Below are 23,330 nucleotides of genomic sequence, written 5' to 3' on the forward strand. Positions count from 1 at the left end.
TGTCATCCTCGCGGCAGCACGTTGACGTCGGCCTCGGACCAACGCAGCGGCACGTCATCGCCAAAGGCCAGGTTATTGCCGGATTGACCCGTCGGCACCCTGACCTTGATCGTCTGTTGCGCCTTGCCCACGTTTAGCGACAACTGGGTTGTGGCACCGAGAAACGTGACGTTTTCGAGGCGGCCTACACAAACTGATTGCCCCGGACGCAACGCGCTGCCGTCATGGATGGAAAAGCTCTCCGGTCTTATCGCCAGCAGAAAGTTGCCGCCACCCATGGCCGATGCGGGCAGAGAATGTTTGCCAAGCGGACTTTCCAGGATGTTGGCGGCATTGTTGTCGGGCTGCGCCGCCAACAGGTTGTTCTCGCCAAAGAACTTCGCCACGAACTCGGTTCGCGGCTTGTAGTAGATTTCTTGAGGCGTGCCGACCTGAACCAGATTGCCGTGGTCCATGACGGCGATGCGATCCGACATGGAGATCGCCTCTTCCTGATCATGTGTGATGAACACGAATGTCGTGCGTATGCGCCGCTGCAGGTCCTTCAGAAATTCCTGCATCGAGCGCCGCAACTCGGCGTCCAGCGCGGCCAGCGGCTCGTCCAGGAGAATAACCTGCGGCTCGCAGACGATGGCCCTTGCCAAAGCCACCCGCTGACGCTGGCCACCGCTCAATTCACTTGGGTAGCGCTCGGCCTTGTCAGTTAGGTTGACTGTGTCGAGCACGGCGGAGACCTTTGTCTTGATCTCCTCAGCCGGTCTGCGCCTGATCCGCAACCCGTAAGCCACGTTTTTTGCCACCGTCATGTGCGGGAAAAGCGCGTAGTCCTGGAACACCGTATTGAACGGCCGCCTGAAGATCGGCACCTGGGAGATATCAGCGCCGCGCAGCAAGATGCGGCCGGATGTCGGCGGCGTGAAGCCGCCGATCATCCGCAAGATCGTCGTCTTTCCCGATCCGGATGGCCCAAGGATGGTGAGGAACTCACCATCCTTGATGTCGAGATCGACCGGTTTCAGAACGTTGAGGTTCCTATAGGACTTGGTTACGCCAACCAGTTGGATGACGTTCGGTCTGACGACCTCGTCTTCGGAGAGTGCAGCAGTCATTGTTGAACCGGAGTTGCCTTGATCTCGTTCCACAATTCGATGCGACGGCCGAAATCTTCCGGCGCCTGGAGGAAGACAAGCCTGTCGGAATAGGTCAAGCCGATCTTTTCATTGGCGTCACCATTGGTGGTGTTGCCGTAACCGGTCTTTTCACTGATGTAGGTTCCGACCGCCTTTTCGAGCATGGCGTCGACCCAGGCGTGGGCAAGTTCGGTATCGCGGGCCTTGGCGCTTATCGCCCAGCAATCGATCCAGCCGATCGCACCTTCCTTCGGAATTGTAAGCCCGACATTGGCGCCACGGCTGCGCAACATCGGCGCCTGAGGCTCACCCATCGACATCATAAGATCGATGCCTCCTTGGGCGAAAATACTGACGCCGTCGTCGAAGCCAGCATAGTAGCTCGCGACATTGGCCTTTTGCTCCAGAAGCTTGGCCTTGACCTGCAAGAACTGGTCGGCCGAGAGGTTGAAAGGATCCTTGAGGCCGAGCAAGAGCGCCGTGGTGACGATCGCGTTGTTGGCATCATCCATCACGATGATGCGCCCCTTGTATTTCGGGTCCCACAGAACGCTCCAGCTGTCAGGCGCGGTTTTGAACGTGTCGGTGCTGTAGATCAGCGGAATGGAACCCCAGGCGAAGGGAACCGCGTACGGCTTGCCATCGAAAATAATCGCCGACACGGAACGGAAAGCCGGCAAAAGATTGCTCGACTGCGGGACTTTGGCGAGATCGACAGGCTGAAGAAGCTTCTCCTGGGTCAGCCGCTTGTAGGATGACGTCTCGATTGCGATGACGTCGAAATCGGCGCCGCCCGACGCTGTCATCTTGGCGAAGATTTCATCGACGCTGCCGGTGTAGCTGATGCTTACGGTCGATCCGGTCTTTTGTTCGAAGGCTTTAACCCACTGGTCGTCGGCATATCCCTCCCAGGTCAGGATGCGTAGTTCCTTTCCGGCTGCTTTGGCTGGCTTGAACGCCGACGATGCCAATGCGCCGGCTGCCATGGTGGTGGTCAGAGACAGAAATTCACGTCTTTTCATTTTCATTCCCCTGCGTTGAGTTTTCTATGCGGCGTAGTTAACTGGTGTCTGGTACCAACCTGCCTTGTGCTGTTCCCAATAGGATGACTTGAGCCGCGCGCTTAATTTTCCTGGTTTGCCGCCGCTCATGACGTGATCGTCGATACGCGATACGGGCATGACGCCGCCCGCCGTCGTTGTGCAGAACATCTCGTCCGCCGACAGCAAATCCTGCTTCCGCAACGGCGCAATCCGTGCCGGAATGGCGAGCATTTCGCAAAGTTCGAGCACAGAGCGGCGCGTGATCCCCTCGAGCGCGCCGCGATCGGGGGTGAGCACTTCGCCGTGGCGCACGATGAAGACGTTGAACCCCGGCCCCTCGGTGACATAACCGTCGCAATCCAGCAGGACGGCGGTGTCGGCTCCAGCATCATGGGCCTCGAAGAGGCCGCGGGTCAGATCGCCCCAATGGTAGTTCTTGACGGTCGGGTCAATGGAGGCCGCGGGGATTCGGGGCACCGAAGCGATATGGAGATGGGCCCCGCGGGCCTGCACATCGAGCGGGATGACGTCGATCCATGGAATGGCATAAACGATAAGCTTGTTGTCGCAGTCCTGCGGCCGCCTGGAACCGAAAACGCGGGGGCGACCTCGAGTGCAGACCATAGCCACATAGGCATCCCGCAGCCCAGAAAGGGCAACGCATCGCACTGCTATCGAAGCAATCTCCGCCATCGAATGAGGTGGCGCCAACCTGACGCCCAGCATCGATCGCTCGAACCGCGCAAGGTGATCGTCCAAACGAAAGAAACTCCCGTCCCGCACATGCACGACGTCGTAGGTGACATCAGAACGGGAGAAACCCCAATCCAGAACGGATATCTTGGCTTCGCCGGCAGGGACGAACTTGCCATCGCAAAAGGCGACGCCGTTTGCATGCTTAGCGTTCATGGATGTTGCATGCTGAGCGTTCATGGATGCAATCTACACTTCCCGAAATGAGCATGAACAAGCTGACAAGAAAATTGCCCATGTGCAAGATAATTTTCTTTTGAGAAATTTATTGACATCAGAGAAAGAGGGTGGGAATTAGCTCCCAAGCGGACTTCGGCTCGCGTTTGGGACGAATTTTTTTATGCAAAAAGCATCTGGACAAAAGCCGCTGGGCCGCACCCCGCTCAAAGCCACAGCTCTGGGTCTGGGGACGACGGCGATCGGCGGGCTGTACTCCGCGACAAGCGATGCCGCCGCTTTTGAAACAATGGAAGCTGCCTGGGATCTCGGCGTACGATTCTTCGACACGGCCCCCCAATACGGTAACGGCATGGCCGAACAACGCCTTGGTTCCTTCCTGAAAACCAAACCGCGCGACGGCTATGTTCTATGCACCAAGGTTGGCAGGCTGCTGCGGCTTCCCCGAGAGCCTGAGGGCGAGGATGCGTACTATAAAGGAACGCCTCCCGAGCGGCCGGTCTTCGATTTTAGCTATGACGGGGTGATGACATCGGTCGAGGAAAGCCTGCGGCGCCTCGACCTCGACCGCATCGATGTGCTGCACATCCACGATCCTGACGCGCATTATGCGCAGGCGATGGACGGGGCCTACAAGGCATTGGACAAACTGCGCTCGGAAGGCCAGATCGGCGCAGTCGGTGCCGGCATGAACCAGAGCGAAATGCTCGTGAAGTTCGCGCGCCACGGCGTCTTCGATTGCTTCCTTCTTGCCGGCCGCTACACGCTCCTCGAACAGGGTGCGCTTGACGAACTCCTGCCACTTTGCGTGGAAAAGCAGATCTCCATCATCATTGGCGGCGTGTACAACAGCGGCCTTCTCGCAAATCCCGGCGCTGGCGCGAAATTCAACTACCAGGAGGCCGACAAGGGGCTGATCGACCGCGCCCTGCAACTCGAAAGGGCCTGCTTGCGTCATGGTGTGCCGTTGAAGGCCGCCGCCATTCAGTTTCCGATGTTTCATCCAGCGGTCGCAAGCGTCCTGACCGGAGCCAGAAGCCGCGAGGAGATCATCGAAAACGATGCGCTTTTCCGGCACCCCATCCCGGCGGCCATGTGGGACGATCTGCGATCCTCGGGACTGATCTCACCCCAAGCTCCCGCTGTCTGAACCGCATGCAAGCGCCCGTGATCGACGCTCATCAGCATTTCTGGAACCTGGCGACGGGCAGCTACCCATGGATGGTCGGCGACGCCATGCGCCCATTACGGCGTGATTTCTGCCCCGGCGACCTGCTGCCCCTGATGGCGGAAGCCAACATCGATTCAACCATCTTGGTGCAATGCCGTCATGATCGGGAAGAGACCCGCGACTTTCTTGCCATTGCCAAAGATCATGCCTTCGTCGCCGGTGTTGTCGGCTGGATTGACCTTCAGGCGAACGACTGCTCCCGCCAAATCGAGAAGCTACGGGCTCTCCCGGGCGGAGACCGGCTTGTCGGCATCCGCCACAATGTTCACGACGAGCCGGATGCCGATTGGCTGCGACGGCCGGCGGTCCGTGCTGGCGTGTCGGCCGTTTTCGCGGCGGGGCTAACCTTCGACCTGCTTGTGCGCACCCGGGAGGTGCCTGCGGCAATCGACCTGGTGCGGGAACACCCAAGCGGCCGGTTCGTGCTGGATCATATGGCCAAGCCTCCGATCGCATCAGGGGTTATCACCTCCTGGCAATCCGGCCTCGAAAAGCTCGCAGCGCATGGAAATGTCTGGTGCAAGATTTCCGGCCTCGTGACCGAAGCGGAATGGGGATCATGGCGGACCGACGATTTCGATCATTGCATGCAGGTGGCATTGGATGCTTTCGGGCCTGAGCGCATCATGTTCGGCTCTGATTGGCCGGTTTGCACATTGGCTGCTGGCTACAAGGACGTGAGAGAAATCGCAGGCAGGTTGGCCAATGCCAATCCCGCATTGGCCGACCGATTTTTCCATCTCAACGCGATTGATGCCTATCGCCTGCGGTCGGTGGCGGAGTCACGACCATCATTCTCACCAGAGGAAACGAAATGAACATCAACTTTAAAGACGGCGCATGGCTCAACCAGCCGGCAAACTGGTTGGCTGAGGATGCTAGCCTCACCATGACGACGGATGCCAAGACCGATTTCTGGCGAGAAACCTACTACGATTTCACTCGGGACAGCGGCCATTTTCTCGGCGTTCCGGCAAGCGATGGTTTCACCGCCGTGATTCGCATCCAGGGCGGGTTTCGGACCCTGTATGATCAGGCGGGGCTCATGGTTCGCATCGATGACAAGCGCTGGGTCAAGACGGGCGTGGAGTTCACCGATGGCGAACTCTTCCTCAGCACCGTCATAACGGACGGCAAATCCGACTGGTCGGTCTCGCAGCCCTTCAAGGAACTGGAGGACTTTTACATCCGGGTGACGCTAGCCAAAGGCGCCCTTCGCATTCAAGCCTCGCGGGACGGTAAATTCTGGCCGCTGCTGCGCCTCGCGCCCTTCCCGTCCGCGGCCTCCTACGCGGTCGGTCCGACAGCCTGTACGCCGGAGCGCAGCGGACTGAGTGTCCGCTTTTCAGAATTCTCGATCGGTCCGGCCATCACCACCGATCTCCACGATCTGACCTGAAGGATACTCCATCATGCTGATTGGGATCGACCCTATCCTGAATGCTGACATTCTCCACGCGTTGCGTGCCATGGGCCATGGCGACGAAATTGTTATCGCCGATGGGAGCTTCCCCGCACAAACGGTGTCGAAGCGTCTGGTCCGCATGGAAGCGAGCGATTTGCCGCGCATGTTGAAAGCAGTGCTATCTGTGATGCCGGTGGACGATTCCGAGCCGGATCCGGTGATGGGCATGGAAGTCATCGGCGATCCGGACAAAATCGTACCGGCCCATTTCGCAATACAGGCGGTGCTCGATGCCTTGCCCGGTCAGCCAACAAAGCTTGCTCGGATTGAGCGTTTCGCATTTTACGAGCGCGCCAAGCAGGCATTCGCCGTCATAGCCACTGGCGAAACCTTGTTCTACGGCAACGTGATTATTCGCAAGGGCACCGTCGATTTGGGCGCGAACTGACCGACTTTGAAGGCCATTTCGCGCCATTAGTGCGCCGATCGAAGTGGCTTTCGTACTCGATTGACGTTCAGTAGGGCAGTGACTTCCCCCTGTAGTCGCAATAACGAAAGGCGCTCGCACCCGACCCGTCCTCGAGCAGCGCCACCAGGCCGCGAACAGAGGTCGATACATCGATGTCGGCTTCCGTGCCCCCCATGTCGGTGCGCACCCAGCCTGGATGGGCGACCGTGACGGCGAAAGTCCCTCGGCCGCATCGATCGTAGAAGCTCTTGGCGGCCGAATTCAGTGCCGCCTTGCTGGCGCGATAGATCCAGTCGTCCCCCTTTGTATTAAGTCGGACCGAGCCCATACGCGAACCAAGGAGCATGATGTGGCTCAGGGATGGACCGAGCCGCCGCGCCAACATGTCAGACAGCACGGCGGGCGCCACGCTGTTAGTGTCAAAAATCGCGGCGACGACTGCCGGGTCGAGAGTCTCGTCGATATCCTTGGGCATGATCCCTGCCGCGATGACGATATGGGTCGTGCCTTCAAGAAGCGGCGCATCGACAAGGCGCTGGCGGGAAGCGCTGTCTGTGATGTCGAGCCCAAGCCAATGCGCCGCTGGCGCGTGGTCGCCACCATCCCTGCTCGTTGCCACCACAAGCCGACCCTGCGCCGTCAGCACTTTGACCAGCCCGAGACCGATTCCGCGGGAGGCGCCGACGACGAGATATTTTTGCCCCGCTGGCCGCGTCGCAACTGCTTGACCGTTCATGGATAGCGCCTGCCTTTGTCCGATCCTAGCGATAGGTGGCCGCGCCGGCCTCAGTGATCCAACCCGCGGCAAGGTCCTTTCGGATGGCCTCGGGATCGCGCTTGCGCGAGTCGCCATAACCTCCACCGCCTGGCGCCACGACGATTACCTGGTCGCCTTGATAGACCTTGGCGTTCGAGAATTTCGAGGCCGAGACCTTGCCGCTGTCCTGATGGAAATCTTTCCAGTCCTGAGACCCGGACCGGTTGATATGTAGACTTCCGCAACCGCCGGCCTGGCCCTTGAAGAGCCCCCACGGCGCCAGCTCCTGTCGATCCGACATGAAGGAAAGCGTGAGTTCCTCGGCGAGGCAAGTCATCTTTTTACGCAGTGCCAGGCCGCCGCGATACTCGCCAGGCCCCCCAGTATCGGAGACGAATTCATGAGCATCAATGCGCCATGGGAAACGCGTCTCGAACACCTCGACAGGGTTCAGCCGCGAATTGCCGTTGATCGCGTTGCATGCGCTGTTGCCATCGGCATGGCTGCGCCCGCCCCATCCGGGGGTGGAAAGATCGTAGCAGACGACATACTCGTCGGTCCGCGCATTGTAGCCGCCGAACAGGAAGTTCGAGTGGGTGCCGCCATCCGTCGCGAAGGCTCGTTCCGGTACGGCCGCCGCCAATGCGCCGATGACCGTGTAGCAGATGCGGATATGGGTTTCGGTGTTGCCGCCGACTTCCGGCGCCGGATAGTTGGCGTTGACCACCAGACCGGGCGGAGCGACTACCCGAATCGGGCGGAAGCAGCCTGAATTCTTCGGGATGCTCGGGTCGGTCAGGTGAAGTATAGCGTTGTATGAGGCCGAGAGCGCAACGGAAAGAACGCCGTTGATCGGACCCTTAGCCTGCTTGTCCGAGCGGCGGAAGTCGACAACGACCTCGTCGTCTTGGACAAAGACGTCGACTGCGATCTTGTAGCGCCGCTTCTCGATGCCGTCGTCCTCCATATAATCCTCGAAACTGTAGCAGCCGTTCGGAAATTCCTTGAGCTCGGCCCGCATGCGCGCCTCCGAATAGTCGAGCAGGCTGTCGGTCAGCTCCGTGAAGCGATCGAGCCCGAATTCGGTGACCAGTGCCCGCATGCGCTGCTCACCGAGCTGGACTGCGCTGATCATTGCGCGGAAATCGCCGAAGTTCTGCCTGGGCGTGCGGTAGTTGGCCAGCATAAGGCGCCAGATGTCTTCCACGTCCTTGCCGCGACGCCGTATCTTCACCGGAGGAACACGCAGGCCTTCGTGGAAGATTTCGGTCGCTTCGCCGGCGAATGCCCCCGGCACCATGCCTCCGACCTCCGCAACATGCCCGATCGCCACCGAGTAGCCGACGAATGTCTTGTCGACGAATACCGGCTGAATGAAAGTGTGTTCGGGCGTATGCATGCCGCCGCGATACGGATCGTTGTGAACGATCACGTCGCCCTCCTCAAGAGTCTCGACAGGGATCTCCTGGGTGATCGTTTGGATAACCAGCGGCAAGCCACCGATCATTGACGGTTGAAAGTCGCCGGTCCCGATCAGGTTGCCCTTGGCGTCGGCCAATCCGCAGGTGAAGTCCAGGCCCTCGTTGAAGATGGTCGAATAAGACGTCATCATCAAAGTGATGCCCATCTCCTTCGCAATCTGGACCAGGCGGCCGTCCAGAATGCTCATCTGGACCATATTCTTGGCGTGTCTGCCCTGCATCGTCATTTTCCCGTTGCCACGCGTTGCCGTTTCGGCTCGACGCCCTCTGCGCCACGTTTCTGGTTTGCGATCTCGGATTCGCGCTTCATGTCCCAATCAACGCACCAGTCGGAGCAGTAGCGCTTGTTGGCGCCGTCTGTGGTGATGCGGATCGGCGACCGGTAGAGCAGAATCCCGCAGTTGTCGCACTTGGTGTACTCTTCGAGGTAATAGCCGTTGTCTGAGAACTTCATCGCGTTTGCCTTTCCGAAACGTGGAGGTTGCCGTAGTCGTCTACGAGCAGCTCCTGGTCGGGATGCAAGACGACCAGGGACACAGCCTCTTCGATGACCGCGGGGCCTTGGATCGTGTCGCCGGCCATCAGTTCCTCGCGCCGATATATCGGCGTGTCGTGGCGGCCTTCGTCATAACCAACGGACCGCATTGAAATCGGCTTTGGTGCAAAGCTTGTCCTGGCCAGCTTTGGCACCTGCGGTTTCGAAAGCAGTTTGACCGCCGTTACGTTGAAGTTCACGATCTCGATGAACTCACCAGGGATGTTGAAGCCGAAGCGCTCGTCGTGCGCCTTGTCGAAACCGGCCCACAGCTCCTTCGCAGTGGCGTCGTCGAATGTGGTGAACCGGAGCGGCAGCGAGAGCTCGTAATTCTGGCCGTGATATCGCAGTTCGACGCGACGCTCGACGCTGATATCGCCCTCGAAACCCTGGGCGTGGAGTTGAGCCATGCAGTCGGCCTCAAGTTCCTTGAGATGCTGCGTGGCGCGACCGTGGTCCATGCGATTCGAGGTCATCTGCACCGTCCGCTGGCGGTCGACACGGGCGTCGGTCGCGGTGAATCCGAATGCCGAGAACTGACCGGGATGGACCGGGATGATGGCCCGTGACATCGAAAGGTCTTTCAGCAGATCGCAGGCATGCACCGGCCCGGCCCCGCCGAAGAACATCAGCGAGAACTTGTCAGGTGACTCACCCTTTTCAACCAGCACACTGCGGATTGCGCCAACCATATTGTTGTTGACGATCTTGATCACCGCCAGGGCGGCGTCATCGACACTGAGGCTTAGGCGCTCGGCCAAGCGCTTGACGCCGGCGCGCGCGCCATCGGCGTCGAGCGCCACCGTGCCACCAAGGAAATTGTCGGGATTGATGCGGCCCAGCACCAAGTTTGCGTCCGTCACTGTCGGCTCGGTCCCTCCGCGACCGTAGCAAATGGGACCGGGGCGCGACCGGGCGCTCTGCGGACCGACGCGGAGCAGCCCGCCCTTGTCGATCCAGGCAATCGATCCTCCGCCGGCGCCAATTGTGCGCACGTCCAGCATCGGCACCTGGATTGGAATGCCCCATTCCACTTCGAAATCGGTTGTGAGCGAAGCGGTGCCGTTCACAATCAGCGAGCAGTCGGTCGACGTGCCGCCCATGTCGATGGTGACGAAGTTCTTTTCGCCGGTCACGCTGCCTATGAACTGCGCCGCGACCACACCACCTGTGGGGCCCGACAAGGTCATCTGGACCGGCGCTTCGCAGGCTCCCGCGACGGTTGTCTGCCCGCCATTCGATTTGGTCACCACCACGCGGGCCGCCCCGACTGCCTCGGCGATCCGGCTCTCGAGCTCGCCGAGTTGATCGGTGACGATCGGCTTCACATAAGCGTCTGCTATTGTTGTCGAGGCCCGCTCATATTCCTTCCATTTTGGCAGGACATCGTAGGAGATCGAGATCGGCAGGTCCGGAAAGCGAGACGCGAGATAGTCGCGGACCGTGATCTCGTTCTGGGGATTGATATAGGAAAACAAGAGGCACACCGAGATCGCCTTGATATCACCCCGTTCGGCGATGCGGTCGGCGACGCGACGCAGGCTATCCATGTCCAGCGGAAGGATGATGTTGCCCTCGCAGTCCACTCGTTCGATGACCTCGAAACTGTTGGCGCGCTGGAGCAATGGCTGCGGCTTCACCCAGCGTGAATTGAAATGGAAGCGGCGATTGCCGCGCTGGATGAAGGGGACGTCCCGAAAGCCCTGGGTGGTCACGAAGGCGACGTTCGCGCCATTGCGTTCCAGGATCGCGTTGGTTGCGATGGTGGTCCCCAAGCGGATGCCGGAGATCTCGTTGCGGCGCGGAAACTGCTGCAGGCCGTTGAGTATGCCGTCCGACGGATCGCCTGGCGTGGAAAAATCCTTCCAGACGGTCACTTCGCGGCTCTGCTCATTATAGGCGACGAAGTCGGTGAAGGTGCCGCCGACGTCGATACCCAATATGTAAGACATGTCGTTCCTTTCCTGCCGGTGTGGGCGCAAACAAGGCCCGCACAGGTGGCATCAATCTTCGTTCGGCACGTTTATGCCGGCCATGAGGTGAAGCAGGTCGCCCTCGTCTATCTCAGATGCCCGGACCGCAGCGACGATCTTGCCGCGCCTTAGCACCAGGATACGATCGGCGGTGGTGAGCACGTCACTGAGCCGGTGGCTGATCAGGAGGATAGCGACGTTGCGTTGCGGCAGGCGCCGAATCAGCTCGAGTACTGGCTGGCCGGCCGAGACCGACAACGCGGCTGTCGGCTCATCCATGATGACAAGCTTCGGCTCATAGGCGACCGAACGGGCGATGGCGACCATCTGGCGCTGGCCACCGGACAGCGCCGTCACTGGCTCGCGCAGATTCGGCAGCTTGACTTCAAGCATGGTGAGAAGCTGCTGCGCCTTGGTCATCATGACGTCGTGGCTCAGCCGGGCGTAACCCAGCACGCCACGATGGGTTATCTCGCGTCCGAGAAAGATGTTGGCGCAGATATCGAGATTGTCGCACAGCGCCAGGTCCTGATAGACCATTTCCACGCCATGGTCGCGCGCCCAGGTGGTCGACGAACTCTGAACCGAAGTGCCGCCGATCCGGATCTCGCCAGAGGTCGGTGGTACATCGCCCGCGATCATCTTCGTCAGTGTCGACTTTCCTGCGCCATTGTCGCCGACAAGTCCAACGATCTCGCCGGGGAATATTTCGAAGCTGACGCCCCGCGTGGCCTCCACGGCGCCATAGTTCTTGCGCAGATCGCGTACTGAAACTGCCGACGCCGACGTTGCTGAAGTGCTCATCTAGGCCTCCTCTGGGCCGCGTGATCGGCCGACACAGCAACGATGAGCAGACCGCCGGTGATGATCATCTGATAGAAGGTGTCGACCCCCGCGAGGCTGAGCCCATTGTTGATGCTCGCCATGAGTAGCGCCCCGATCACGGTGCCAAGAACCCTGCCTTCCCCGCCAAAGAGGGAGGTGCCGCCGATAATTGCCGCGCTGAGAGCGCTCAAATTGACGAATAGCCCAACGTTCGGGGGGCCAGCGTCGAGCCTGGATGTCTGTATGATTGCTGCGACTGCGGTGAGCGCGCCCATCAGCCCGAACAGTGCCAGGACCATGCGGTTGACGTTGATGCCTGCGCGCTTCGCCGAGGTCGGGTTTCCACCGATTGCATAGACGTATCGGCCAAAGCGCGTGTGGCGTCCGCTATACTCCATCACGAAGACCAAAAGTGCCAGGAAGGCCAACGGATAGGGAATGCCGTTGCGAGTGGCAAACACCCAAGCCGACAACGCGGCGGCGCATAGCGACAGTGCCAAGATGACCAGATTGACGGCGCGCCGCTCATATTTCTGGGGGCCGAGCAGCGCCGTATATGCGCGCACCCACCCGTGGAGCTGGATGGCGGCGAGTGCCAGGATGATGACCAGGCTAATGGTCGTTGGGATTTCGCCATTGGCGATTTCATAGAAGGTGTCGCCGGCGCCCGACAACGTTTCTGCGCCCGACAGGACGTAGGCAAGGCCGCGTAGCCAGGAAAAGCCGGCCAAGGTAATGATGAAGGAGGGAATGCCAAGCGTTACGCGCAATCCGCCCTGGAGAAGCCCGACACCGACACCAACCAGAAGCACGATGAGGATTGTAAGATAGGCATCAAGCCCGGCCTTCTGGAGCAGCAGCATGCAGAGCACGCCGCACATGGCAAGCAGCGACCCGACCGACAGATCGATTTCACGGGCCACCAGCAGCCAGCACAGGCCTGCAGCGATGATGGCGGTTATCGCCGCCTGGACCGCTAGATTGGACAAATTGCGTGGGCTGATGAAGACGCCGGTCCAGACATGAAAGCCTATCCAGATGGCAAGCGTCGCCAGGATCAGAATGATGATGCGCCAATTGCTTCGTTCCGCTTCGAAAGACTGCCTCGAAGGGGCGGTTGCCGCGACATTTTCCGTCGACATAGCCGTTTCTGCTATTTTGGCGTTCATGGTCCAGTTCCTGTTCAGGCGGCGAACCATGGATTGTGTCCGCAAAAGACATCCGGCGCGCAAGCCCGTTGCTGAAGTGGCAGGTCGAGCGCTCGAGTGGGAGGCTTCTCGAGCGCTCGACCTCGGACCGGCGGCTGGGTCCGCCGGCTTGGATGACCGTTAGAGTTGGTCCGCCCCGGCCGGCCATTTGTCCTTCGGAATGCTGTCGAGGATTGCCTTGCTATCGACGTAGATCGGGCTATACGCCTTCAGGTATTCGACCATGTTGTCCCGGGTGATATTGCGGTCCTCGACGGGAACGTAAGGCAGTGTCACACCATTTCCGGCATCGTAGGTTTCAGTAATACCGAGCGCCTCGCCCTTCGCCAGCTTCGCGCAAAGCTCGCCGGAGATCTTGCCCATCTGATCGAACAGGGTGAAGCTGGACAGTGCCATGTTGCCGAGCAGGATGTGTCGGCAGCCCTCGATGGTCGCATCCTGGCCGGTCACGAACGCCTTGCCGGCGAGCCCGACCTTTTCGAGCGCGCCGATGACGCCACCCGCCATGCCGTCGTTGTTGCAGAGGAAGCCGGCGATGTCGTTGTGATTGGCCGTCAGGGAGTCTTCCGCTTGGCGACGCGCCGCGTCCGGATCCCAGCCATCGTGAAACAGGTGGCTGACCACCTTCAACTCGCCCTTGTCGATCAGCGGCTGCATGATGTCGTAGTAGCCTTTGGTAATCTCTTCGGCCACGGTGTTGCCAGCCTGGCCCGAGGTCACCACCCAATTGCCCTTAAGCACGCCGGCGTCGAGCGCTGCCTGAGCCGCCTTGCGACCAACACCGCGGTTGTTGCGGGCCACGTAGACATCAACGTCCTTCGAAGGGATCGCGGTGTTGTAGGCCAACACGGGCACACCGGCACGCTTGGCGCGCTTTGCCATGTTGACGCCAGCTTCGGCGACCACCGCGACAATGGCGAGCGCATCTACGCCCACGGTAAGTAGATTCTCGACATCAGCGAGCTGCTGCTCCACCTTGAAGTCCGCTTGATTGACGATCGGCTCGAAACCGGCGGCCTTGACGGCCTGCTCAAAGCTCGGCCGGTCCAAATTCTTCCACCTCGGGACTGTGAACGTCTCCATGGCGAACCCGATCTTGCCAGTACCGGCTGCCGAGAGCTTTCCCGTACCGCCAAACGTCGCGATGGTAGCGAGGCCTGCGCTGGCACCCAGAAATACCCGCCTGTTCAGGTTGAAACTTCCCTTCATGATCATTCCCCTCGTTTGCGGTTAAACGCTTATCTTTAACGTTAAAGGTAACGATTTTCGGTGACATCTGTCAAGGACTTTGTTATGGCCTCGTTCTTTCCGCCAATTTGTCAAAAAAGATCGTTTAATTTCAGGTATTTAATTTATATTCCGGACTTTGCTTCCAGCGGAAAGCTCGCATTTATCGTTAAATGCCTTTGTCATTCAGAAGGAGGTTCCCACGGCAAAAACCATCCTCAGATTGCCTTGCATCGCGCGGCAGTCTATTTTAACGCTACAAGTACCCCGGGAAGGGATTTGATGGCTGGCCGGAAGATCAGAGATCAGGTGACGCTGAAAGATGTCGCGGCGGCGGCTGGCGTGTCCGTCATGAGCGTGTCCAACGTCGTCAATGAACGATGGGACCTGGTGAGCGAGCGGACACGCGCCATCATCGAGAACGAAATCAAGCGTCTTAAATACCAACCTCAGCTCGCCGGCCGCTCACTTAGGACTGGACGGACCAACACGATCGGCCTAATCGCGCTGCAGGGCAGCGACGACAGCATCCGCTTCAACCGCAAGAATCAGGCCGCTATATCTGGATTCCTCGAAGCGATCAGCGGCCAAGGCTACACGGTCTGTCACGTCGTTCGCAGCCACTGCCCCATCGAGACCGCCATCGGATCACTGGCGCAGCGTCTGGACGGCGCCGCCCTTTTGGTCGACGAGAGCCTGGAGATCCGCAAGAAGGATATTGCGGTGCTCGCCAGTCTCGGCATCCCGGTCGTCGAGATCCAGGGTCTTCGCCTGCACGATTTGCAGGACTGCTGCTCAATACATGAAAAGTCCGACGCTCAGATCAACGGCCTCGCGGCCTTCATGGCAAAGGGGCCGCCAGGTCCGGTTTTCTATATCCGCGTGAGCGACAGCGACCGCCGAGCTCTGCGCCGATACAAACTGCTACGGACCCATCCGATGCTTCGACACTTCGAGTTCGCCGAGCCCCTTGGCATCATCGATTTCTTGTCGCAGAGCGCCACCGCGAGGGTCTCCAACGTCTTTGTTTCCAGCGAGATCGAACTTGCTGACGTGGCGCAGGGCTGCGTACTGGCGGGGCGGCCAGACGTGCTTGGCCAACTTGTCTGCCTTGATGCAGAATCTCAGAGCGAAAGGCCGGACGGGGCGGGCATTCCGGGATTGCAATCGGTCGCATTCAGGGTCGGCACGGTGGCTGGCACATCCCTCCTGGGACGGCTCAACACGAGCGCCTTCACCTACAGGGACATAGGCGTGGATTGCCGGCTGGTGCTGCCTGACCGCGCACGATGGAGCAGCGGTCGAAGTTTGCGTGTTGTTTGATGCCCCGATCACCGTTTGATTTTTCTAAACCAATGATCCCCTGTAAATTAAGCCATAGATCGATACTAGCGGAAAAATTCAATGAACAAACAGGGTAGAATTGAGCTAATAATCTATTTTTCAATTGCAATCTCACTTCTATTCTTAGCTGTTTACCTGGGGCACGAAAACGGGGCGCGCAATACTGGCTCCATATGGCCTCTTGGGTCGGGTCACTAGGTGCTTGTCCCTATGATTGCTGGGCCTGAGGGCGGCCCGTCATCCGATATGCAACTGTACGAGCGTTAAGCCGGCTGGCCGGCGCAGAGCGCCAAGACCGCCGCTTGCCAGCTGACTCATCGGCGTCATACGATCGCGTATATCCCCCTTGTATACGTGATCGCGTATATTTCTCTTTAATACGCAATTCCGTATATTGACGATTAATACGCGATCGCGTATATCGTGGGCGTGGAGACCCATCATGACAGACCAGATCGCTCGCAACGAAAAACAACTCGGAGCCATTCTGCGCCGCGCCCGCAAGAACGCGGGGCTCACGCAAGGCTCGCTCGGCAATCAGATCCACCTGCGACAGGGCACAGTGTCCCGCCTCGAGGCCGGCGAGCCCGCAATGCAACTCCGCACCTTGATGGCCGCCCTCTCCGCCCTCGACCTTGAACTCGTCGTGCGAGCGCGCAGCAAAGGCAGCTCTGCTGATATTGAGGACCTGTTCTGATGGCACGGCGACGGGCTCACGTCCCCTTGAATGTCTTCCTGAACGGGCGCCTGGTCGGCGTCCTGCGCAGGGAATCGACGGGCGCCATCGACTTCCAATACGCCCGCGAATGGCTGGACTGGCGCGGCACCTTCCCGATCTCACTCTCGCTTCCCTTACGCGAAGACCGCTATATCGGCACGCCAGTGACCAACGTCTTCGATAACCTGCTTCCGGACAATGACGCGATACGCAGGCGTGTTGCCGAACGCGTCGGCGCCGACGGCACGGACGCCTACAGCCTGCTGGCAGCGCTCGGCCATGACTGCGTCGGCGCGTTGCAGTTCCTGCCCGATGGCATGGATCCAGGCCCTCCCGGCAGTGTCGAAGGCAAGCCGGTCAGCAACGAGGAAGTCGCCGGGATAATCGAGAACCTTGCTGCCGCTCCGCTGGGCCTGGGCGAGGATGAGGACTTTCGCATCTCGATTGCCGGCGTGCAGGAAAAGACAGCGCTGCTGCGCAAGGACGGAGGCTGGTTCAAACCGATCGGCATGGCAGCGACCACCCATATCCTGAAGCCGCAGATCGGCCGGCTGCCGAACGGCATCGATCTCTCCAACAGCGTCGAGAACGAGTATCTGTGCCTCAAGCTGCTGCAAGCGTTTGGCGTTCCCGCAGCCGAGGCGCAGATCGCTGACTTCGGCGAGCGCCGCACCCTGATCGTCGAACGCTTCGACCGGCTGTGGGCCCGCGACGGCCGCCTCCTGCGCCTGCCGCAGGAGGATATCTGTCAGGCGCTTTCGGTGCCGCCGACGCGCAAGTACCAATCGGATGGCGGCCCCGGCATGCGCGAGATTGTCGAGCTCTTGAAGGGCAGCGATACGCCTGATGAAGACATCGCCACCTTCTTGCGCGCCTGCATCTTGTTCTGGCTGGTTGGCGCCACCGACGGCCACGCGAAGAATTTCAGTATTTTTCTCGGCCCTGGCGGGCGATTTCGCATGACGCCGCTATATGACGTGCTGACCGCGCAGCCCAGCCTTGATACCGGACAGATTCCGCGCAAAAAATTCAAGCTGGCAATGTCGGTCGGCAAGAACGGGCACTATTCGGTACCAGACATCATGCCACGCCACTTCCTGCAGACCGCTGACATCGCCGGTGTGGGTACCCCCCTCATGCGCAGAATTTTCGATGACATTGCTGAAAACGTGGAGAAGCAGGCCGACGAGGTGATCATGTCGCTGCCCCGTGGGTTTCCCGAACAGCTTGTCGACTCGGTCAAGTCGGCTATCGGCAAGCGGGCGGCTCTCCTCGCCGACAACAAGGCTGACGCCGTCGATTGATCAAGGTGCGACGAACCGGCTGCCGGTGTTGCTTACCCTTCCTGCTGCTGCGCTGCTGCTGATCATCGTCGTCGTCATCGGTGCAACAGCATTATCGTCGCGTGATCGCAGAGGCGTCGCGTATCGCCATAATCATGATGGGCATGGCCATCAGGCTCCAAGCTAGCCGACTATTGGCCTGCAATACGTCAGGGTTGGTTTCCGCTGCTGTCCATCGGGTTGATATCCTCGGAAATCTCTTGTCGCAGTTTCGGCCCCTTCGCCAGGCGCCTGCCCAGGGCCGTGACGAAGGCGTCGTAGCGTTCGGCCGCCTTGGCGCGCGCGGCCTGGGCGGCGGGCTCGGGCAAGGCCGGCGTTGTCGCCAGCCAAAAGCGGACGAACACCGCCAGCGTCTCGACCGCGATGCCGATATCGCGCTCCTGCCTGGCCAGGCGTCGATCGACCTGATCGAGGCGTTTGGCGATCGCGGCCTCGCGACGCTCTTCCGCATCCGGCGACAGGAACGAAGCCAGCGCTGCTTCTGCAATCATGGATTGGGGTTGACCGCGCCGTGCCGCATAATCGCCAAGCATCGTCATGATGGCCTGATCGAGATAAACGGAAATCTGCGCCTTCTTTTTGCGAGCCGTCATGGCGCCTACAGCTCCATGCCGTCATCGGGGTCCAGGGAAACCTGCCGCGCCACCCCTTGCATGAGGCGCGCCAGGCGCCGATTGCGGATGGCATCGTCGTCGTCGGCATCGTCGTCCGGTCCCATTTCGAATTCGTTTTCGATCGGCGCCGCTTTCTCGACGGCCTGCGCCCGATTGAGTTCTGCTTGCAGGCGGCGCTCCGATCCCGTTGGATCGCCATCACCCTGCCCTAGCCTTCCGGAGACTTGCGTCGCCTCAGAGTGAGCCAGGATCGGCAACTGGCTCCAGTCGTCAAGCTCGGCCTTTTGCGACCGCGCCAGTTCAGGCGGCGGCAGCACGCGCTCCTTAAAGCTGGCGTCCTCGTAATACCGGGCCTTCTTGGCCCTGATCGGCGGCGCGCCTGCCACCATGACGATCTCGTCGGTCGGCGGCAGCTGCATGATCTCGCCGGGCGTCAGCAACTGGCGGGCCGTCTCTTGCCTCGACACCATGAGATGCCCGAGCCAGGGCGAGAGCCGGTGACCGGCATAGTTTTTCATCGCCCGCATTTCGGTTGCCGTGCCGAGAGCGTCGGACACGCGTTTGGCAGTCCTTTCATCGTTCGTGGCGAAGCTGACGCGGACATGGCAGTTGTCGAGGACCGAGTTGTTGGGACCGTAGGCCTTCTCGATCTGGTTCAGCGACTGCGCGATGAGAAAGCTTTTCAGGCCATAGCCTGCCATGAAAGCCAGCGCGCTCTCGAAGAAGTCGAGACGGCCCAGCGCCGGGAACTCGTCCAGCATCAAAAGCAGCCGGTGGCGGTTTGTCTTCGTTTGCAGGTCCTCGGTGAGACGACGGCCGATCTGATTGAGGATGAGGCGGATAAGCGGTTTGGTCCGATTGATGTCTGAAGGCGGCACGACGAGATAGAGCGTTGCCGGTTGGTTCCCGCCGACGATGTCGGAAATTCGCCAGTCGCAGCACCGGGTCACCCCGGCCACAACCGGATCGCGGTAAAGACCGAGGAAGGACATTGCGGTGGACAGCACGCCCGAGCGTTCATTGTCGGATTTGTTGAGCAGCTCGCGCGCCGCGCTGGCGATAACCGGATGCGGGCCGGCGTCGCCCAGGTGCGCGGTCTTCATCATCGCGGCAAGCGTCGATTCTATCGGGCGTTTGGGATCGGAAAGAAACGCGGCGACGCCGGCGAGCGTCTTGTCCTGCTCGGCGTAGAGAACGTGGAGGATCGCGCCGACCAGCAGCGCGTGACTGGTCTTCTCCCAATGGTTCCTCTTCTCCAGGCTCCCTTCCGGGTCCACGAGTATGTCGGCGATGTTCTGAACGTCGCGGACCTCCCATTCCCCGCGGCGGACTTCCAGAAGCGGATTGTAGGCTGACGATCTCGAATTGGTCGGATCGAAAAGCAGCACGCGACCGTGCAAGGCGCGAAAGCCTGCGGTGAGCTGCCAGTTCTCGCCCTTGATGTCATGGACGATCGCCGAGCCCGGCCAGGTCAGAAGCGAAGGCACCACCAAGCCGACGCCTTTGCCGGACCGGGTCGGGGCGAAGCACAACACATGCTCTGGCCCGTCGTGACGCAGATAATGGCGGTCATAGCGCCCGAGCACCACACCATCGTTATCGATCAGGCCCGCGGCCTCCACCTCTCGCTTCTCGGCCCAGCGCGCCGACCCGTAGGTATGGACATTCCTGGCTTCGCGCGCCCGCCACACCGACAGGCCGATGGCAACGATGATCGAAAGGAAGCCACCGGAGGCGGCGATCAGTCCGCCTTCCACGAAGACAGACGGGGCGTAGGCGTCGTAGAAATACCACCACCAGAACAGAGCTGGCGGATAGTAGACAGGTATCCCAGCGATCTCGAACCAGGGTGGACCGAGCCCGATCTGGAAACCGAGTTTCCATGCGGTCCATTGCGTCGCCGCCCAGGTCGTCGCCAGGACGATCAGGAAGACCGTGAGGATCTGGCCCCAAAGGATTTTCGTGGCGGACATGGCGTGCTCCTTTCATCTGGTTTTCAGAGACCGAGCCCCTTCTTGCGGCCAAAACTCCAGTCGATGCCGCCGTCACCACGCGCGACACCCGAGACATGCTGGCCGAGATGCTTTTCGAGCGAGGGCGTCCAGGGGACGAGCTGGAAGCCGAGCCCGTCGTCGATCATGGCGAAACGGCCGGAGGCGAGCGCCAGGCGCTGGCGATAGGCTCCGGCAACGAAGTCCCCGCTAGCGGCCTGCTTGAAAGGTTTTCCGGTGTCGGCGGCGAGCCTGTCGCCAAGCTTCTCCAATTCTGCCCGCCGCAACGTGTCGAGCAGGTTCCGGGTGAAGACGACCCGTCTGCCTTGCCGTTCCGCGAACCCCTGTTTGACAAGATGTTCGGCGCGCCGGTGCAAGGCGTCGCGAACCTCGGCGCCGAAGCCAGCTTCGGCCAGGGCGGCAGGCTCTCGCGCTAGCGCCTGGCGATCGAGCCAGGTCGCCCCCGACGCCGTGATTTGTTGATCCACAGCAAGGTCGGAGCGCACGGCGAGTGCGGCCCGGCGTTGACCGCGCGCGTCATCGAATTTTCGCAGCTCGACAATCGAACCCGGCGCGCTGTCGCCAGCCGCCTCCAGATCGGAGAGCTTGATGTGATGGGTGCGTCCGTCGACGCAGTCGACCACGGCGTAGGCCGTGCCGATCAGTTCGTCATCGAGCCCACGATCGACCAGCCGGCCGATAACCGGCATCTCCAGGCTCTCCGCGGCCAGGACATAATTTGCTGAGCCACGCTCGATGCGAGCCGCAGTCATTGCGCGGTGGATGCGCTTGATGATGTCGCCACGCTCGCCAAGCTCGCGCAGTGTTGCTTCGGCCCGTTCGTCGATTGCCCATTGGCCAGGCCCGGCCTGTTGGGCAAGACCAAGGGTCTCGAGCTTGCGCAAGCGGCCGACCTTCAGAGCGTGATACTCGTCCGGTTGCATTAGGCGAGATGGCGCGAGATCGATGATCCCGCTGTCACGGCTGTCGCGAAGCAACTGCCGATCGAGTTGCGTCCACCGCTCGGACTGGATCTGGGTTTCGATTGATTGGCGGATATCGAGATCGGTGCGCGGACCGAGTTCCTGGGTAACCAGATCGCGAGCCCGGTCGCGCATGCCTTCCTTGATGTAGTCGCGCGCGATGACCAGATCCTGGCCGTCTTCGCGAACCCCACGCACGATCAGATGAATATGCGGATGCTCGGTGTTCCAGTGATCGACCGCCACCCAGTCAAGCCGCGTATCGAGGTCCTTCTCCATCTGTCCCACCAGATCGCGGGTGAAGACTTCGAGGTCCGCCATTTCGAGAGCATCGTCCGGCGAGACGATGAAGCGGAAATGGTGACGATCGTCCTTGGCGCGCGCAGCGAATTCCGCGCCATCGGCATTCTCCGTCCCCGGCCCGAACAGACGCCCCTTCTCCCCGTCCCGGCTGACACCCTCGCGGCGCAGATAGTTGAGGTGGGTGCCAAGTGGAGCGGCGCGCACGGAATGACGGACGACCCGAGCCTTGACGACGGCGCCGCGCGACCGCGAGGTGATGAGGCGGTTGGCCTGGATGCTGGCGCGCTGACCGTGGCCAAAGCGCGAGCGGCCTGCTTGTACAATCCGGCCCGAGCGCGAAACACCGCCGCCGGCCTTTTTCGCCGCGGCCAATACCTGCGCGATGAAGGGGCGGGCCTGCTGGGCGCGCGTGGAGCGGATACGTCCGGGTCGAATGCGAAACTCGAGCTCATCAGCCATGGCGCGGTACCGCAATGTGGAAAAAGAAACATAAATACAAATACTTGGCTGCTCCATACACATTGCGCGGATGGCCGGCAATGTGCGCAACGCGCCAGAAAATCAAGCAAGAACAACCCCCCGACCGGCGCGCAATGTGCGCCCTTTTATCCTGCCATCCCTCGGTTGTTGCCTCGTGCTCTCGCCTTTCCGTACGCCCTGACGTCCAGGACGACGCCCCGGCACGATTTGGACAAGTCGCCGTCATTGTGCGGGGGTTCCGGCTTCGGGCCTGGCGAACAGTTCGCGCGCCAGCGAGCCGGCCACGAAAAGTTTGCGGACCAACGATGAAGACGAAACCTCGACGGAAGCGTCTTCGCCGGCCGGAAGACCGGAAGCGACCATGGACCTGGATGGCATTATGAACAGCGGTGCAACCTTCCAGCTGCCGGCCTCAGCATGACCGGCGGTGAGCGCGCCAGGTGCACCACTGCCGCCCCAGAAAGGGCGAAGCATCGCCACATAGGCTCGCGTCTCAGCCGGCAGCGAACGGCCCTTCAAGGAGGCTTCGTAGCGCCCTGGCCCCGCATTGTAGGCGGCGAGAAAGCCGGGTGAACCGTATCGATCATAGAGCTCGCGAAGATAGGCGGTGCCGGCAAGGATGTTGTCGCGCGGGTCATAGGGATCGCGGCCGAGCTGGTGACGAACGCGCAGCTCGGCAAAGGTTGCAGGCATTATCTGCATCAGGCCCAGAGCCCCCTTTCGCGACACGGCGCGCGGGTCGCGGGCGCTTTCGAGGTGCATGATTGCCCGTATCCAGCGCTCGGGAACACGGAAGCGATGCGACGCCTCGGCAATAGGCGCGGCGTAAGGATCGTCCGCGGATTTGCGGGAGACCGGCGCCGATTGTGCGAAGGCCTCCGTCGTTGCGTGACACAAGATCAGCATGCCACCGATAAGGCAAAGTGCTTCCCGCCGACCAGGCAACCGACTGACGGAGCGGCTTCCGTTCGCGCATTTGGGCGCCGATGGCCCGCTCATCGAGCACGCTCCGGCCGCGATTTCGGCCGGATCCAGCGCAGCGACCAGGAGCCGTTGTCGGATCGGAAGAGACCGGCGCGAAAGCGCCGGCCAAACAGCGGGTCGTCGAGCCGACAAGACAGGTAATCGCCAGCCGTTTGCCCGGTTTCCTTCCAGGCCGCGCCGACCTCGGGGCCGCTGCGGTCGCCGATGTGGATGCGAAAATCCGGCGCTTTGCCGTCAGATAGTTTGGTCGGCACGAGCATCAGCTCGGCATCCACGAGCAGCGTTCGAATGCGTCCGGAATAACCCGATTCTGTTTTGTGGAAGACGCCGATCTCGGCCATGGATGATCTCCTTCT

22 protein-coding genes are annotated in these 23,330 nt (G+C 60.7%); 7 read left to right on the plus strand and 15 right to left on the minus strand.

From position 1 onward, the window contains the following. Positions 1-2: 2 nt before the first annotated feature. The 3 genes from LB519_RS15760 to LB519_RS15770 are packed head-to-tail and all read right to left on the minus strand — an operon-like array spanning position 3 to position 3,106. Positions 3-1,109 carry an ABC transporter ATP-binding protein gene (locus tag LB519_RS15760; RefSeq protein ID WP_224620522.1) on the minus strand — a complete coding sequence of 369 codons (1,107 nt, stop codon included), beginning with the start codon at positions 1,107-1,109 and terminating at the stop codon, positions 3-5. Further along, on the minus strand, positions 1,106-2,152 hold the full coding sequence (locus tag LB519_RS15765) for a PotD/PotF family extracellular solute-binding protein (protein ID WP_224620523.1): 1,047 nt from the start codon (positions 2,150-2,152) through the stop codon (positions 1,106-1,108). The genes LB519_RS15760 and LB519_RS15765 overlap by 4 nt, the downstream gene beginning before the upstream one ends. A 24-nt stretch (positions 2,153-2,176) precedes the next feature. Further along, positions 2,177-3,106, minus strand: a complete 930-nt coding sequence (locus tag LB519_RS15770) for an aminotransferase class IV (protein ID WP_224620524.1) — start codon at positions 3,104-3,106, stop codon at positions 2,177-2,179. A 160-nt stretch (positions 3,107-3,266) separates the two neighbouring features. Between LB519_RS15770 and LB519_RS15775 the strand changes: the two genes are divergently transcribed. The 4 genes from LB519_RS15775 to LB519_RS15790 are packed head-to-tail and all read left to right on the plus strand — an operon-like array spanning position 3,267 to position 6,187. After that, positions 3,267-4,253, plus strand: a complete 987-nt coding sequence (locus tag LB519_RS15775; RefSeq protein WP_224620525.1) for an aldo/keto reductase — start codon at positions 3,267-3,269, stop codon at positions 4,251-4,253. Between the two features lie 17 nt (positions 4,254-4,270). Further along, positions 4,271-5,152 (plus strand): amidohydrolase family protein, encoded by an 882-nt coding sequence (locus LB519_RS15780; RefSeq protein ID WP_224620526.1) that lies wholly within the window; start codon positions 4,271-4,273, stop codon positions 5,150-5,152. Beyond that, positions 5,149-5,733, plus strand: a complete 585-nt coding sequence (locus LB519_RS15785) for a DUF1349 domain-containing protein (protein ID WP_224620527.1) — start codon at positions 5,149-5,151, stop codon at positions 5,731-5,733. The genes LB519_RS15780 and LB519_RS15785 overlap by 4 nt, the downstream gene beginning before the upstream one ends. 13 nt (positions 5,734-5,746) lie before the next feature. Further along, positions 5,747-6,187, plus strand: coding sequence for an RbsD/FucU family protein (locus LB519_RS15790; protein ID WP_224620528.1), 441 nt, complete (start codon positions 5,747-5,749; stop codon positions 6,185-6,187). Positions 6,188-6,254: 67 nt separating this feature from the next. Here LB519_RS15790 and LB519_RS15795 read toward each other — a convergent pair whose 3' ends face one another. The 7 genes from LB519_RS15795 to LB519_RS15825 form a co-directional block, all read right to left on the minus strand. Continuing rightward, complete coding sequence (locus LB519_RS15795) at positions 6,255-6,944, minus strand: SDR family NAD(P)-dependent oxidoreductase (protein ID WP_224620529.1); 690 nt, start codon at positions 6,942-6,944, stop codon at positions 6,255-6,257. Between the two features lie 25 nt (positions 6,945-6,969). After that, positions 6,970-8,667, minus strand: coding sequence for a hydantoinase B/oxoprolinase family protein (locus LB519_RS15800; RefSeq protein ID WP_224620530.1), 1,698 nt, complete (start codon positions 8,665-8,667; stop codon positions 6,970-6,972). A 2-nt stretch (positions 8,668-8,669) separates the two neighbouring features. Next, on the minus strand, positions 8,670-8,900 hold the full coding sequence (locus tag LB519_RS15805; protein WP_224620531.1) for a hypothetical protein: 231 nt from the start codon (positions 8,898-8,900) through the stop codon (positions 8,670-8,672). Further along, positions 8,897-10,933, minus strand: coding sequence for a hydantoinase/oxoprolinase family protein (locus LB519_RS15810; RefSeq protein WP_224620532.1), 2,037 nt, complete (start codon positions 10,931-10,933; stop codon positions 8,897-8,899). Before LB519_RS15810 ends, LB519_RS15805 begins: the two co-directional genes overlap by 4 nt. Before the next feature lie 51 nt (positions 10,934-10,984). Continuing rightward, on the minus strand, positions 10,985-11,758 hold the full coding sequence (locus tag LB519_RS15815) for an ATP-binding cassette domain-containing protein (protein WP_224620533.1): 774 nt from the start codon (positions 11,756-11,758) through the stop codon (positions 10,985-10,987). Next, a complete protein-coding gene (locus LB519_RS15820; protein ID WP_224620534.1) occupies positions 11,755-12,948 on the minus strand; it encodes a sugar ABC transporter permease in 1,194 nt (397 codons plus the stop codon). The genes LB519_RS15815 and LB519_RS15820 overlap by 4 nt, the downstream gene beginning before the upstream one ends. Before the next feature lie 159 nt (positions 12,949-13,107). Further along, the gene (locus LB519_RS15825; protein WP_224620535.1) at positions 13,108-14,196 is read right to left on the minus strand and encodes a substrate-binding domain-containing protein; all 1,089 of its coding nucleotides are present in this window, start codon (positions 14,194-14,196) and stop codon (positions 13,108-13,110) included. A gap of 300 nt (positions 14,197-14,496) precedes the next feature. Here LB519_RS15825 and LB519_RS15830 point away from each other — a divergent pair, with 300 nt between their 5' ends. The 3 genes from LB519_RS15830 (at position 14,497) to LB519_RS15840 (ending at position 17,580) form a co-directional block, all read left to right on the plus strand. Further along, positions 14,497-15,537: a LacI family DNA-binding transcriptional regulator gene (locus LB519_RS15830; protein WP_224620536.1), complete on the plus strand. Its 1,041-nt coding sequence runs from the start codon at positions 14,497-14,499 to the stop codon at positions 15,535-15,537. Positions 15,538-16,000: 463 nt separating this feature from the next. Then, the gene (locus tag LB519_RS15835; RefSeq protein WP_064982438.1) at positions 16,001-16,255 is read left to right on the plus strand and encodes a helix-turn-helix domain-containing protein; all 255 of its coding nucleotides are present in this window, start codon (positions 16,001-16,003) and stop codon (positions 16,253-16,255) included. After that, positions 16,255-17,580: a type II toxin-antitoxin system HipA family toxin gene (locus LB519_RS15840; RefSeq protein ID WP_224620537.1), complete on the plus strand. Its 1,326-nt coding sequence runs from the start codon at positions 16,255-16,257 to the stop codon at positions 17,578-17,580. The genes LB519_RS15835 and LB519_RS15840 overlap by 1 nt, the downstream gene beginning before the upstream one ends. A 188-nt stretch (positions 17,581-17,768) precedes the next feature. Here the strand turns inward: LB519_RS15840 and LB519_RS15845 are convergent, their stop codons facing one another. The 5 genes from LB519_RS15845 to LB519_RS15865 all read right to left on the minus strand — a co-directional run bounded on the left by LB519_RS15845 (position 17,769) and on the right by LB519_RS15865 (position 23,315). Beyond that, positions 17,769-18,212, minus strand: a complete 444-nt coding sequence (locus LB519_RS15845; protein WP_224620538.1) for a CopG family transcriptional regulator — start codon at positions 18,210-18,212, stop codon at positions 17,769-17,771. A 5-nt stretch (positions 18,213-18,217) separates the two neighbouring features. Further along, the gene (locus tag LB519_RS15850; RefSeq protein WP_224620539.1) at positions 18,218-20,206 is read right to left on the minus strand and encodes a conjugal transfer protein TraG; all 1,989 of its coding nucleotides are present in this window, start codon (positions 20,204-20,206) and stop codon (positions 18,218-18,220) included. Between the two features lie 23 nt (positions 20,207-20,229). Beyond that, positions 20,230-21,969, minus strand: coding sequence for a relaxase/mobilization nuclease domain-containing protein (locus LB519_RS15855; protein ID WP_224620540.1), 1,740 nt, complete (start codon positions 21,967-21,969; stop codon positions 20,230-20,232). A gap of 243 nt (positions 21,970-22,212) precedes the next feature. Then, positions 22,213-22,752, minus strand: a complete 540-nt coding sequence (locus LB519_RS15860) for a lytic transglycosylase domain-containing protein (RefSeq protein WP_411909253.1) — start codon at positions 22,750-22,752, stop codon at positions 22,213-22,215. A gap of 233 nt (positions 22,753-22,985) precedes the next feature. Then, complete coding sequence (locus LB519_RS15865; protein ID WP_224620542.1) at positions 22,986-23,315, minus strand: DUF736 domain-containing protein; 330 nt, start codon at positions 23,313-23,315, stop codon at positions 22,986-22,988. Between the last annotated feature and the right edge of the window lie 15 nt (positions 23,316-23,330).

It is taken from the genome of Mesorhizobium sp. AD1-1, from assembly GCF_020164655.1.
GTDB classification, from domain to species: domain Bacteria; phylum Pseudomonadota; class Alphaproteobacteria; order Rhizobiales; family Rhizobiaceae; genus Mesorhizobium; species Mesorhizobium ciceri.